Below are 13812 nucleotides of genomic sequence, written 5' to 3'. Positions count from 1 at the left end.
GCGGTGTTCAACCGGTTAGGTCGGTGAGATTTATCATTGAAGTTCTTACGCTTACGCCACTTTATAATCGTGCCACGACTTACATTAAAGTGCTTTGCTGCCACATCAATGGTCATATGGCCTTTACTGGCATGAATTTCTTCACGAGTCTTAGGAGTGGTTCGAGCGTTACGATGAACATTCATGTTTGCTTTCCAGAGTTTAAAAGATCTTTCATCACTTGACGAGCATGGTATAGTTTATCAAATTTAGAAAGCCCATAACCAGTTGGATCTAAACAATTATGAATATTCACCATAACGCTCGCACAACACTTAAAATGTCGTGAAGACATTCATGCCAGTAAAGGTCAGATGACCATTGATGAAGTGGTTAAATACTTTAACGTCAGCCGAAATACTGATCACCTCCTTAGGGGCTAATACAAATTTTTCTTCTGCTCTCATAGGTCATTTTTAATGCCTTTTTTGTCAGTTCACTATCTGGACTGTCGTTGTATCCATCGGGTAGTTTACTTGGAGCGCACGTGGCTCGCGTGAGTAGCTTGGAATGTTTGCTATTTCTAGCTTGATCTGTTGTCTTGGTAGGTCACGACGCTTTGATATCAAATAGTTGGCTGCTAGTGAAATCGCGCCCGCCAGTAAAATTGAGGTCTTCACTGAACCTTGGCGAGTCGTAGCAAAGTCTGCTTGTTCAATCATGAGCTAAGGCCTTTTCGTCAATTAAGTGTAGGTTTCTGCCGACACGTTTCAAGTCTCGCCATGCTGCATTGGCTTTGGCAAACGTAACGGGCAGTTTAAATCCAAAACATTTTCTAAAATATTACTGATGGCACGTTTGGTGTGTGTGAACTCGATTGTGCCGTAAGGTGTTTTGTATGTACCCTTTCTACCTGTGGTCATCACTGTTAGGCGGCCTTGTTTATCTCATTGACTAAAGGTGTTTGTTGCAGGTTGCTGATTCATAATTTAAGTCTACGTTTGGACTATTCAAATATAATCTATACGTAGACTTTTTATATCACAAGTTTAGGTAACTGTAAGGACTGTAGAAGCTACTTCACTACCCTTAGAGAACAATAAATTTCATGTCCGACCTCGTTTGGGAGCTCATTCACGCGCTTGTGTTTCTTTAATGGTTTTTGGTTCAGGGAGTGCCTTAATTTCATTTTTCTTAGGTCTAACTTACGTGGTATTTTTCGTAAAAATAAGGCGTTTAAGTAACTGTCGACAATAAATGGATATTATTGATTGCATTAAGTATTAGGTGAGTATTTTTTGTTTAAATTTATTTAATAATTGTTAATTACTGGATTATGATTAATTAAATCAGGAGGAAGGCGTCTAATTTATTCTTAGGTGTTAGGTTTACCCAAAAATACAATCAGGTATCATTTTAATTGTCTTTAAATTGCTGATTTTAATAAAAAAGTAAATTACTTAATGCATGGGAAGGAATTAGATATAAATATTATCGATAGAAAAAGTACTTATACTGACGATGGCTTTATTGCTATCCGCCATTTCAATAAGCGCATGGTCGTTCGGCTTACAAAATAAATATAACATCGCTTTGTAGTGGTCAAGTAAAACTGGCCACAATGTTAGAGGAATTCCAATAATGTGTTTCAGCAGCATTAGGTGAAATACCTCCGTTGGTACCCATTCTGTTTTTAGACTCCTAAAAAATCGTTCCATAGGCGCATTATCCCAACAATTCCCTAGTCGACTCATGCTCTGAGTCATTCGACAACGCCATATATTCGGATCTTCCGCGTAAACACGTGACTGAATCGAATGACCATTCGAAGGAGTCTTATTCACACAATTTAGACTTCGCTGCTGATTTGGCAAACATCGCTGTATGTGCAGCTTTCATGTTTTCTGGATTTACAAATGCCTTAGGTTGACTGTTCAATAAGTAATGATAGTCATCGGTGTTTTTGTGTTTCTTTTTATGTTCAGCAAATTGTTCTTTGTGGATAGGCGTAATTATTAATACTTTAAGTGTCGGATTCATCCGTTTTAAAGCACCCACCGTTCCTAAGTGTTCTGCACTATGAAAACTGCCGTTGAGGTGTACTACTTGGATATTTGGTGATTGCTTTAGTGCTTTGTTAATTGACTCCGCCATGGTGTTATCTCGAGTGAGTTGTGCGAGGTAGCTTTGTTGCATGCGTTTGCCTGCTACGGCATGCCCTGATAAGCCCATTACACCAAAGAATTTATTTGCGTAGCGTGGGATTTCTGCGAATGGCTTGTTGGTGATAGTTTGTTTTTTATCGGAGGAGAGTTTGTTGATATAAGACTCACCAACTCGGCCAATGCAGCGAACGATATCCGCTGGTGCGTTGGCGGCTACAATTGAGATGTCGTTTTGTTTAGCGTATTCAACCAAAGGGCGATAGCTGGCTTTGTAGTTGCTCCATGCTGGGGTTTTGTCGATGAAATATTGTTCGCCGATTTTATTGCTTAGATAATCATTTAGGATGGTTTGTTGGTTGCGCTCAAACTGTTCCATTGAAAGAATAATAGGGCGCCTTTGTTGTTTTTTAGCGTTGTGTAGCTTTTCTAGTAGCTGCATTTGAAGTATGTGAGAGGCGTGGTTGCCGTGGTATTCACCGATAAATACTACGTCAGCTTTGGAAGCGGCAGAGACTATTTTTGATAATGAGATAGGGTGGTAATTTGGGCTTAGTAGTTGATAGTCGTAAGCGGTTGTTAGGTTGGTTGTCGCTGGTGAAGGTGTTTCACCTGATCGGGTGTTTAGTGCACAGCCATTGAGTAAGAGCAGGAGGCTGCTTAGGATTGCTAATCGCTTAATCATCATTTTCTTCTCTATTGATAATGGCTACCATTGCAGCAGATAATGAAAAGAAGTCCACTACCACTAGTGAGTTAGGTGAATAAAATCTTGATTACTGGCGCTAGTGGTTATCTGGCACATCGTTTAGTACCGATTGCATTACAGTATGGCGAGGTTATTGGTACAGCAAGAAAAACTGATTCAGTCATAACGTCTGCACAAGCTGTTGCATTAGATCTTTCGGATAAAGGTGCAATTAAGCATGTAGTGGAAGCAGTGCGCCCAACTGCAATTATTCATGCCGCAGCGGTTAATCCTGGCAGTGGTGATGAGCTGATGAATGTAATCAACCACGAAGCATCAGCAATACCTGATCCTATAAATATCTATGGCGAAACCAAGGCTGCTGGTGAGCGTGCTGTATTGACCGTTACCCCTGTTCGGTAATTGTTAGAACTTCTCTGATTTATGGCTTGGAGAAGATTGACCGTGGTACTCAAGGCTTTTGTGAATAATTAGCTAGGGGAGAGCCGTTGGTGTTGTTTGATTATGTGCTTCGGCAACCTATTTGGGTTGATAGTTTGTCACATGCTTTGTGTCAATTGGCGACTGAGTTTACGGACGTTAGCGGCACGATGAATGTGGTGGGAGATGAGGTGATGAGTCGTGCAGCATTTGGATTGGAGATGATGAAGTATTGGGTGATTGATGCGGGTGAAAATATTTCGTTTAAGTCGGGCGTAAATTTTGAAGGTGTTCAGCTGGACTTGAGGTGTCACTGTGATATTGCTAAGTCATGAGCGAAAAGAAGTCCTTTAGGAATGCTATTAAATACTGTATCTGTATCCCACTATTTTTGTACTTATCGTTTGGGATTAATTGCTTGCGTTGATGGCCTAAAAGGGTTCCCAGAAGCGATTAATATCGTCTTCCTAAAGACTCAAATACAGCTGTGTATTGTCCATATGGTACGCAACTCTCTCAAATTTTTACCTGGGAAAGACTACCGTGAAGTTACCATTGATTTGAAGCGGATTTACCAGTCTGTAACCGAAGAGGAGGCTCTGCTAGCCCTAGAATAGTTTGCAAAAAAATGGGATTAGAAAATACCCACTCATTAGCCGTTCATGGCGCAACCACTGGGCAAACTTGAACACACTATTCCTCTACCTTAAGGATATCCGAAAAGCGATTTATACGACCAATGCGATAGAATCGTTGAACAGAGTAATTCGAAAATCCACGAAAAATAGAAAACTCTTTCCAAACGATGATGTGGCAAAGAAAGTCGTTTATTTGGCGATTCAAGAAGCCTCGAAAAAATGGAATATGACGATTCGCAATTGGAAATCGGCACTTACACAGTTAAATTTACAGTCTCAACTTTGATGTTTGTTATATCTGAATTGAGCCATATGTTTTTAACTGTTTTCAAAGTTGCTTGAATTAACGCATCGTTGTATCGATCTTTACGGCAAATAAAACATAAACTAGCATCCAGTGAAACTTCATTTGACATAACAACACCATGTCTATGTGATGCCTGAAGCGCATGGCTATGTCGAGCCAGAGAAAGTCCTACTCCAGAACGAACCAACTCCATCATCGAAGGCTCCAAATCAACGTTAGATATAATATTTTGTTTAACACCGAGGTCCTCAAACACCTTGGAAAGTAGCCGGTAATGTATAGAGCTGGGTGGAGTCCCAATCCATGGTAGTTGAGCCAAATCCCTCCAGTCCTTACCTTCAATGAGTTTTTTCCAGCCTGCCGGCGCTACAACACGGTAGGAAAAATCGGTTAGTTTAATTAAGTGAAATTTTTCGTGAAGATCTTTTAGATCTGGCTCCCCCAGAGCGAAAGCAGCATCTATTTTTTTGTGTTCAACCATGCTTGCGATCGAACCAGATATACCATGAGTAAGTTCTAGCATTACGGCTGGGTGCCGTTTAGTCAGCTCGGATAAAAAATTACCCAATCGCAAAAACTCAGGATCAAGGATAGTACCAAGCCGCATATGTCCACTAACAGCATTGTTGAGTTCTGCTGCGGCATTGCCAAAGTCAGTTTGTGCTTGTAATGCTATTTCAGCGATTGGTAATAGGCGTTGTCCTGCACTAGTTAACTTCATTCCACGTGGTACACGTTCAAATAGTGTGAGTTGAAGTTGTTCCTGTAGTTTTTTAATTTGCAGACTGAGTGCAGATTGAGTGAGATACAGGCGTTCAGCCGCGCGGGTGAGATTCTCTTCTTGTGCGACAACAATAAATGCTTCGAGGTTGTAGTTTTTCATTTATATATAACGAATGCTCATAACGGTTAAGAGAATTAATCATTGGATCTTAAGTGGTAGTGTGACGCTTAATGATTAGCAACATAAATATATCTTAAATTAGAAGGACCAGCTATGAGTATTTCTTACATCAAGGCACCAGAAACCGTGACTCATTGGATTAATGGTAAGACACAATCGGGCAGTTCTGATCGGTTCGCAGAAATATGGGATCCAGCACATGGTGTTGTAGCAAGGCAAGTTCAGTTAGCTAGCGAGCAAGATGTTAATGAAGCAGTAAGTAATGCTGTTGAAGCACAGTTAAAATGGGGTGGCCTTGCTCCACAGAAGCGTGCTCGGGTACTTTTTAAAATGAATCAATTGGTCAGTCAGTATACAGATGACTTTGCCCGTTTGATTACTCGTGAGCATGGTAAAACTTTTCCTGACGCTAAAGGAGAAGTACAACGCGGGCAAGAAATTCTAGAGTTTGCATGTGGTATTCCACATCTACTTAACGGTCAGTTCTCAGATAATGTGGGTGGAGATATTGCAAATTGGAGTCAGCGTATGCCATTGGGCGTAACAGCTGGTATTACCCCATTCAACTTTCCATTCATGGTTCCTATGTGGATGGCTCCACTGTCAATTGCTTGTGGTAATAGTTTTATCTTAAAGCCTTCTGAGCGTGACCCTTCGCCTTCTTTGCTACTAGCAGAACTATTTAAAGAAGCAGGTTTACCTGATGGTGTGTTTAACGTTATTCAGGGTGACAAGCTTGCCGTTGATACGCTACTAAACCATGACGATGTACAGGCTATTAGCTTTGTAGGATCCACACCAATTGCTCGTTACATCTACGAGACATCAGCTCAGCAAGGTAAGCGCGCACAAGCTCTAGGTGGTGCTAAAAACCACATGATCGTGATGCCAGATGCGGATTTGGATCAGGCAGCAGATGCTTTGATCGGCGCAGCTTATGGTTCTGCTGGTGAGCGCTGCATGGCGATATCAGTTGCTGTTGTTGTTGGTGAGGTAGGTGACGACCTAGTCGAGAAAGTCAAGTCGCGCGCTGAAATATTAAACATCAACGATGGTGAGGTTGAAGGTGCTGATATGGGACCTATCGTCACCGCTGAAGCCAAAGCACGCATTGAAGGTTACATCGCAAGTGGAGTGGAGCAAGGAGCAACGTTAGTAATGGATGGTCGTGGTTTAGTTGTCCCAGAGTACGAATCAGGCTTCTTCTTGGGCCCCACTCTATTCGACAACGTTACAACTGATATGAAAATTTATCAGGAGGAAATCTTTGGCCCAGTTTTAGCAGTGGTACGAGTGGATACCTTTGCAGAAGCGGTTGAGCTAATTAACGCTCACCCGTTTGCTAATGGCGTTGCATGTTATACCAGAGATGGCCGTACTGCTCGTGCATTCAGTCAAAGTATTCAGGTAGGTATGGTTGGAATTAACGTTCCACTCCCTGTTCCCATGGCTTGGCATTCATTTGGTGGATGGAAGAATAGCTTGTTCGGTGATCACCATTGCTATGGTGAAGAAGGTGTCCGTTTTTATACCCGCTATAAAAGCATTATGCAACGCTGGCCAGATAGCGATTCGAAGGGCCCAGAGTTCGCCATGCCGGTGAACTAAGTCATTATTAATCAATATTATTTATATAGAACTTGGGGATGCATCTTATGAAAAAAATGGGTAGCTATGACTACGTAATCGTAGGAGGCGGTGCTGCTGGTTGTGTGCTAGCAAATCGTCTCTCCGCAAACAAAGATGTCACTGTGCTTTTGATGGAAGCAGGTAATGACGAAAAGTGGATTTGGACTAAGATTCCTGTTGGTTATCTTTATTGCATAAATAATCCTCGGACAGATTGGTGTTATAAAACTGAGCCTGAGCTAGGCCTCAATGGGCGTTCAATTATTTATGCACGTGGTAAGGGGTTAGGCGGTAGTACTTTAATTAATGCAATGCTGTATTTACGGGGCCAAGCACGTGATTACGATGAATGGGCAGCGCTAACGAAAGATGATTCTTGGTCTTGGGATAATTGCTTTTCTGTATTCAAAGAAGTCGAAGACTCTTGGCGTGGCAATAACGAAAGTCATAGCTCTGGTGGTGAGTGGCGCGTTGAAAAGCAACGCTTGTCGTGGGAGATTTTAGATCATTATGCAGCTGCTGCAACGCAAGCAGGCGTTCCTTCGAGTAGTGACTTCAATGAAGGAAATAACTTTGGTGTGAGTCAATTTGATGTGAATCAAAAAAGAGGTACTCGCTGGAGCTCGGTAAGAGGTTTCATAGACCCAATCCGAGATCGACCAAACTTAACCATCATGTCAGGCGTTTTATCAGATAAGTTGGCTATGGAAGGCAAGCAGGTAAATGGCGTTGAGTTTATTCATGGCGGTGAAGAATGTGTGGTCATGGCCAACAAAGAAGTTATTTTGTCGGCAGGAGCAATTGGTTCGCCTGCTATTTTACAACGTTCTGGCATTGGTGATCCTGCGCAATTAAGTCATTTAGATATTCCGGTTAAACATGAATTAGTTGGTGTAGGAAAGAACCTACAAGACCACCTGCAGTTACGCACAGTTTTGAAGGTCGAGGGCATTAAAACGCTTAATCAAACGGCTAACAGCTTATGGGGGAAGGCTATGATGGGACTTGAGTATGCTTTCAATCGTAGTGGTCCATTAACGATGGCGCCAAGTCAGCTTGGCCTGTTTGCATTCTCTGATAAAAGTGTTGCTACGCCCGACTTGGAATTTCACATTCAACCGCTGTCTTTAGATAAATTTGGTGATCCACTGCATACTTTCCCCGCTGTTACAGCGAGTGTTGCTGACTTACGTCCTCAGTCTCGCGGTACTGTGACTATCACTGACAAAAATCCTCATAGTGCACCAAAAATCGCCCCAAATTATCTGACGCATGAAACTGATCGTCTCAAAGCAGTTAAAGCCTTGCGTTTGACACGTCATATCCTCAAGCAGCCGGCTTTAGCGCCTTACAATCCTCAGGAATACTTGCCTGGTAGCGAATACCAGACAGATGAAGAGTTGATGAAAGCTGCAGGTGATGTGGGTACAACTATTTTTCACCCTGTTGGAACCTGCAAAATGGGCGAAGATAGCGACCCTACGGCGGTAACTGATAGTCGATTACGTGTTAGAGGCTTGAAAGGCTTGCGAGTCGTAGATGCCTCGATCATGCCAACAATTACATCTGGCAATACAAGTTCACCAACAATCATGTTGGCTGCTCGTGGCGCGAAAATGATTCTAGAAGACCATTTTGATCAGACGTAATACCAAAACTAAGTTTTAGCGTGTAGAGAACTAGAAGTTACAGAAAAGGGGGAGCCTCCCTTAGTTTATTAGTTGGAGAGAATATGCATCATACAATTTCATCAAAACTTCCTCTGATTGGAGTGAAGGTGATTGATTTCGGTCAATATATTGCAGGTCCCGCAGTGGGGATGCTACTAGGTGATTTAGGGGCTAGTATTGTTAAGATTGACCCTCCCAGTGGACCAGCATGGGTCAGTCCAGCAAATGCTACGTTAAACCGTAACAAAGTTATTATAAATTTAGATTTAAAATCTGATGAAGGCTTGAAAAAAGCTAAAGCGCTTTGTGCTGAGGCAGACATCATTATTGAGAATTCACGTCCGGGAAAAATGTCTGAGCTTGGAATTGACTTGGAGGCAATGCGTATCGAAAGACCTGAGCTTATCACGTTATCTATTCCAGGCTTTGCGTCGAATGATGAAAAGCGAAGAGAGCTTAGAGCATATGAAAGCATCGTTGCTGCAAGTTCAGGTGTATTTACTGATATGGGTCTAAATCGTGTATTGATGGGGCTGAATCCTTCTTTCTCACCTTTGCCACTTGCATCTGCTTATGCTTCTCAAATTGCCGCTTCGGCCGCAGTACTTGCTTTGCAGTCACGTCAAGTAACCGGATTGGGTGATCAGATTGAGGTCCCATTGGCTGCTGCGGTCATGGAGGGTCTTTGTTACAACTCACTTCAAGTTTCAGACATGCCAGAAAGGTATCTGACTCAACGTGAAATCGAAATCGAGCGAAGGCGTGTCGAAGGCCTGCCGATGAATATCGGTTTCGATGATTTACAAGAACTCTTAGATCCATTTTATCGTAGTTATATGTGTAAAGATGGCCGCATGTTTTATGTTGTTTGCCCGAGTCATAAATATCATGCAAAGCGCTGTCTTGAGGCGCTAGGGCTCTATGATGAATTGACTGCAAAAGGTCTTGAATCTGAAGAAGATACCTATAAGCCTTATGCTGAATGGTCTACAGATGCTTCGCTGGGTGTATACCCAATGCCGAAACACTGGGCAGATAAAATTGCTAAGCGGATGAAGGCAATCTTTATAACAAGAACGTCACATGAGTGGAAAAAGATATTTGGTCGTGGAGGTATCCCAGGAGCACCACAACGTTGGCTTCAAGAGTGGATTCATGACGAATATGCGGAACACTCTGGTTTGATGATTGAGGTTGAGGACCCTGAATATGGACTCATGACACAACCAGGTGCTGTTGTGTGGTTAGAAGAAAGTGGTGAAGAAACACTGACGCCGACTCCTCGACGATGGGTGGACTTTGATGAAGCTCTAAGTATTTTAAAAGAGCATAAGACTGAGCTTCCAAAAGTAGATGAGCAGATTGTATCCGAAGGATGGTTATCAGGGGTACGAATTCTCGATTTGTGCAATGTTATAGCGGGGCCACATTCGACAAGTTATCTAGCCCGCTTTGGTGCTGAAGTTATTAAGCTTGATCCGGCTCAACCACTTTATGATAGTTGGAATACGGTCATCTATGGTTTTTCTCAGATGAGAGGAAAGAGGTCTTTACTCGCTAATATGAAGTCATATCATGGTCGTCAAGTACTTGACGATCTTATAAAAAGTGTCGATGTTATTGTTTGGAATGCACCTGATAATCAAATCAAGGCGATGGGGCTTGATGTAGACAGCTTAAGAGCACTTAACCCGAATGTAATCTTTAGCAAACTTGATTGCTTCTCGGGTGTAAAGCCTGGCGCTAGAACTGACTATGTTGGGTATGATGACTTAGTTCAGGCATCAACAGGTATTATGCTTCGTTTCGGCGGTGCAATGGATCGCCCTGAAGAGCATGCGCATGTAGGTACTATTGATGTTATGTGTGGCTTTGGTGGAGCACTTAGCATTGCTGCTGCCTTGTATCAAAAATACCGCTTTGGGCGCATTGGGAGGGGGCGTACTTCTTTAGTATCAAATAGTAGTCTTCTACAAATACCTTTTGCTTACGACTTTAAAAATCGAGGGTTATTTGATGAACCCTCTGGGCCAAATGTGACCGGTTATGATGAACTGCACCGTTTCTACAGTACAGCCTCTGGTGTTTACATATTATTAAATGCTTATGAGCGAGATCTATTCAGATTTGCAAATGTGGAAGGCTTAGAGGAACTGCCTGACCTGCCTGCTATGAAGCGTGCTGGATATTTGGCGTCGGCGTTTCAAAGTAAACCTGCTAATGAATGGGTGGAACGTTTAAAGACTGCGGATATCGCCGTGACCATCTGTGAGAATCTTGATGCACTTCGCGCACAAAATTCGCGAATGGCTGATGGTTTACCAGGAACGGACAAAGGTAGCTATTCCTTCTCAATTTACCCAGATCATCCTAGTGGTCATGAAGTTGTTCAGTTGGACCCATATGCAGTACGTTCCGTACGCGGGAAGGTGTTTGCACTAAATCCATCTGAAAAATATGGTGCATCTACTCGTAATATTTTGGAAGAGCTAGGTTATTCAGACGATTTGATTGAGTCGATGATTTTATCAGATGAAATAAGTGAAAGTTGGAGTAATGAGTATCTTCCAACTTAGTAGTAACCACTATGGGTGGTTTGAATGAACTTATTTTATAAGTGCATACAAGGTTCAGTCATAAGACAAGAGGACAATTTATATTTAAGAGTGACGTAGGTTTTCTATTTATTACGTTTGTTGGTTAAGACTTTTTACATGTTTTAACTCGAAATATGAAAGCTTACTTTTAATAATACAGAGGAGTTTAAAATGGAGATCAAGGAACCTATCACGGATCTGCCGATTGGTACGGCTAATAGTGGCTTTTATAGTGGATTCATTCGTAGCGTTACATTACCAGCAAAGTTTATCATCACAGCCCTTATTCTTTGGGCTTTAGCTTTCCCTGAAGGGTCGGGAAGTATTCTAAAAACAATCAACTCATTTATCTTATCGAATTTCGCGACTTGGTATATCTGGGTCGTTGCCCTGTTCGTTCTCGTATGTGTTGTACTGGCTGCTTGGCCACCTGCAGGTAGGCTGAAACTAGGCCTAGACTCCGATAAACCCGAGTTTTCCAGTTTCTCTTGGTTTTCTATGATGTTCGGCGCGGGCATTGGTGTGGGAATGTTGACATGGTCCGTGGCTGAACCTATGTATCACTGGAATAATAATCCAGAGGTTATTCAAGGGTTGGTAGCGGGTGCTACTCAAGAAAATATTCGTAATGCCTATAAGTGGTCATTCCTGCATTGGGGCTTTAGTGCATGGGCATGTTACGCGATTGTTGGTTTGTCATTAGCCTTCTTTTCTTACAGACGAAATCTGCCGCTTACCATCCGTTCTGCACTCACACCTTTATTCGGAAAATCACTCTCGGGGACTCTTGGTCACATTATTGATATTGTCGCGGTTGTCGCGACTATTTTAGGGGTAGCACAGACTTTAGGCTTCGGTGTTGAACAGTTTGTGGCAGGTGTTCATAGAATCGGTGTTGGTGACTGGTTATTAAACGATGCTGGCACAGCCTCATCTGCTGCCATTATGTTTGCCATTGTGGTAATTATGGGTGCCTCTACTCTATCTGCGCTTTCTGGTGTGGGTAAAGGCATTAAGTGGTTATCTAACATCAATATGGTACTTAGTATTTTATTATTAGGCTTCTTCATTATTTTTGGTGCGACTTGGTTCGGTTTAACTGCGATGTTCTATGGTTTGATAGACTATGCTGTTGCTTTACCTGATTTATTGTTTGGTGTCTGGGGTAAAGACGGTACTGAAGTCGGTGATAAACTTGCTGGTTGGCAAGGTTCTTGGTCTGTGTTCTATTGGGCTTGGTGGGTCGCTTTTGCTCCATTCGTAGGTCTTTTCCTAGCGAGAATTTCTAAAGGACGCTCAGTTAGAGAGTTCGTGTTAGGTGCAATGATTATTCCTTCCATCATGTGTTTTGTTTGGTTTACATGGGCAGGTGGTACAGCTATTGATTTAGAATTAAATGGTATGGCAAACGGTGTGATTGCTAAGGTAACAGATGGCGATAAAATCTTTGCGATGGTTAATTATATGGTTGAGCCCATTTCTAGTACTTTTTCTTGGCTGATGACTGTAATGATTGTTGTATTGTTAATAACATACTTAGTTACAACTGCAGATTCGGCTATATTGGTGATAAATACTATTAATGCTGCGGGTGATGAAGGGCCGAAAGCGCGTTTACATATAATTTTTTGGGGCGTTGCACTAGGTTTAGTTGTTGCTGCGCTGTTGCTAGTGGGTGGTTTACAAGCCATTAAAACTGCTATGGTCATTGGCGCGTTACCGTTCTCTCTTGTGATGGTGCTTATGTGCATATCATTGGTTAAAGCTATTTGCAGAGATGGCTTACGTGGTAAAGAGAATATGAGAACAACTCCTGACACAGTGGATTAAATATTGTTATATTTATGTGTTATGACCTAAACAGGTCGATGGTCAATGTAGCCAGTTCACTAATTGAACTGGCTTTTTTCATTGACTCTATCGTTATAACTTGGATTTCAGGCTGGTCCTTGGAAGGCGGTAAACTGATAAGTTAGTTTTTGTTTGTCTAAATAACACTAAGTCTCCTTCCCAGTGACCGTACCCTTTACGGCCATCAATGTCTTTGGAGCGAGTGGTGATCATGCGTTTTCGCTGCTTAGCTACCATATTACTGCATCGCATAACCCTTTAATTAGCAACTCATAAATCTCTTTCGGTTTTTCACAGAAAGGTGTTTGTAACAATTCCCCATAAGAAAGTCCTCTTTGTATTGTTGGATTTTAGCAAAGAGTTGCACTTGATTTGTGATTTTTCCCAAGGGAGTGTTGCATATGTGAATTGAATCCGCTGTTAGTTGGAAACGGGAATATTTGCAAAAAGGTCGATACGTCACTCCCCAGCACTAATGGCTGTTGAAGTTGATGTTCAACGCACACTGTATGATCGTGTTCAAAAGTGAGGCCAACAATACCACCAATAATATAGAACAAAGGGGCGGCCATAATGATGCAGATAAACCCTTCTTGTAGAAATGGCGCGGTGAGTAATAAGAAGATCGTCAGTCCTTTTAATATCGCGCCAGTACTTGTCTTACTGGGTGCTGTATTTAAAAAGCAAAAGCAGAGAATTAGCGGTAAACCAATATAGAGAATAGCTGTTCCCTGTAGACCGTTAAAACTGAGTACATCAATTATAATTCCAGCAATCGCCACACCGATTAAAGCAATAATAACAGTGCTTTGCCTAAACCGATTTAAGATTTTTCTAGGTGGCTCTGTGGGTTCTTTCGGCTGCTCTTCAATGTTATTATTAGACATACTAATCTCGGTATTGGTTGAGGTTTTCAGAGTAGCACCTTCGGTTTTCCAAACCTCTT

General features: G+C 42.1%; 11 protein-coding genes and 3 pseudogenes. 7 read left to right on the top strand and 7 right to left on the bottom strand.

What is annotated here, in order from left to right:
• From DKT75_RS05880 to DKT75_RS05860, 5 genes and pseudogenes are all read right to left on the bottom strand, one after another.
• Positions 1-185 (bottom strand): annotated as a pseudogene (locus tag DKT75_RS05880) (IS481 family transposase); the annotation flags it as partial.
• Between the two features lie 285 nt (positions 186-470).
• Positions 471-701, bottom strand: coding sequence for a hypothetical protein (locus tag DKT75_RS05875; RefSeq protein WP_109822498.1), 231 nt, complete (start codon positions 699-701; stop codon positions 471-473).
• Positions 702-749: 48 nt separating this feature from the next.
• Entirely contained in the window at positions 750-902 is a 153-nt protein-coding gene (locus DKT75_RS05870) for a hypothetical protein (protein ID WP_211665206.1), read from the bottom strand.
• A 679-nt stretch (positions 903-1581) separates the two neighbouring features.
• Positions 1582-1757 (bottom strand): annotated as a pseudogene (locus tag DKT75_RS05865) (IS3 family transposase); the annotation flags it as partial.
• 58 nt (positions 1758-1815) lie between these two features.
• Positions 1816-2829 (bottom strand): ChaN family lipoprotein, encoded by a 1014-nt coding sequence (locus tag DKT75_RS05860; protein ID WP_109822497.1) that lies wholly within the window; start codon positions 2827-2829, stop codon positions 1816-1818.
• Between the two features lie 72 nt (positions 2830-2901).
• On the opposite strand from DKT75_RS05860, the gene DKT75_RS05855 reads away from it, so the two are divergent.
• From DKT75_RS05855 to DKT75_RS22195, 3 genes and pseudogenes are all read left to right on the top strand, one after another.
• Positions 2902-3252, top strand: coding sequence for a sugar nucleotide-binding protein (locus DKT75_RS05855; RefSeq protein ID WP_109822496.1), 351 nt, complete (start codon positions 2902-2904; stop codon positions 3250-3252).
• Positions 3253-3341: 89 nt separating this feature from the next.
• Complete coding sequence (locus DKT75_RS05850; RefSeq protein WP_146201325.1) at positions 3342-3605, top strand: hypothetical protein; 264 nt, start codon at positions 3342-3344, stop codon at positions 3603-3605.
• Positions 3606-3680: 75 nt separating this feature from the next.
• A pseudogene (locus DKT75_RS22195) lies at positions 3681-4194 on the top strand (IS256 family transposase); the annotation flags it as partial.
• Here the strand turns inward: DKT75_RS22195 and DKT75_RS05840 are convergent.
• Positions 4163-5098 (bottom strand): LysR family transcriptional regulator, encoded by a 936-nt coding sequence (locus DKT75_RS05840; RefSeq protein ID WP_109822494.1) that lies wholly within the window; start codon positions 5096-5098, stop codon positions 4163-4165. The pseudogene DKT75_RS22195 and the gene DKT75_RS05840 overlap by 32 nt on opposite strands.
• Positions 5099-5212: 114 nt before the next feature.
• Between DKT75_RS05840 and DKT75_RS05835 the strand changes: the two genes are divergently transcribed.
• From DKT75_RS05835 to DKT75_RS05820, 4 genes are all read left to right on the top strand, one after another.
• Positions 5213-6727 carry a CoA-acylating methylmalonate-semialdehyde dehydrogenase gene (locus DKT75_RS05835; protein ID WP_109822493.1) on the top strand — a complete coding sequence of 505 codons (1515 nt, stop codon included), beginning with the start codon at positions 5213-5215 and terminating at the stop codon, positions 6725-6727.
• A 47-nt stretch (positions 6728-6774) separates the two neighbouring features.
• Positions 6775-8397: a GMC family oxidoreductase gene (locus DKT75_RS05830; protein ID WP_211665197.1), complete on the top strand. Its 1623-nt coding sequence runs from the start codon at positions 6775-6777 to the stop codon at positions 8395-8397.
• 83 nt (positions 8398-8480) lie between these two features.
• Complete coding sequence (locus tag DKT75_RS05825; RefSeq protein ID WP_109822492.1) at positions 8481-10994, top strand: CoA transferase; 2514 nt, start codon at positions 8481-8483, stop codon at positions 10992-10994.
• Between the two features lie 192 nt (positions 10995-11186).
• On the top strand, positions 11187-12845 hold the full coding sequence (locus DKT75_RS05820; RefSeq protein ID WP_109822491.1) for a BCCT family transporter: 1659 nt from the start codon (positions 11187-11189) through the stop codon (positions 12843-12845).
• Positions 12846-13216: 371 nt separating this feature from the next.
• On the opposite strand, the gene DKT75_RS05815 is transcribed toward DKT75_RS05820, so the two are convergent.
• The gene (locus DKT75_RS05815; RefSeq protein ID WP_109822490.1) at positions 13217-13753 is read right to left on the bottom strand and encodes a hypothetical protein; all 537 of its coding nucleotides are present in this window, start codon (positions 13751-13753) and stop codon (positions 13217-13219) included.
• Positions 13754-13812 lie beyond the last annotated feature (59 nt).

The sequence above is a fragment of the Leucothrix arctica genome (assembly GCF_003172895.1).
GTDB classification, from domain to species: Bacteria; Pseudomonadota; Gammaproteobacteria; order Thiotrichales; family Thiotrichaceae; genus Leucothrix; species Leucothrix arctica.
This window is presented reverse-complemented; position numbering and strand designations above follow the sequence as displayed.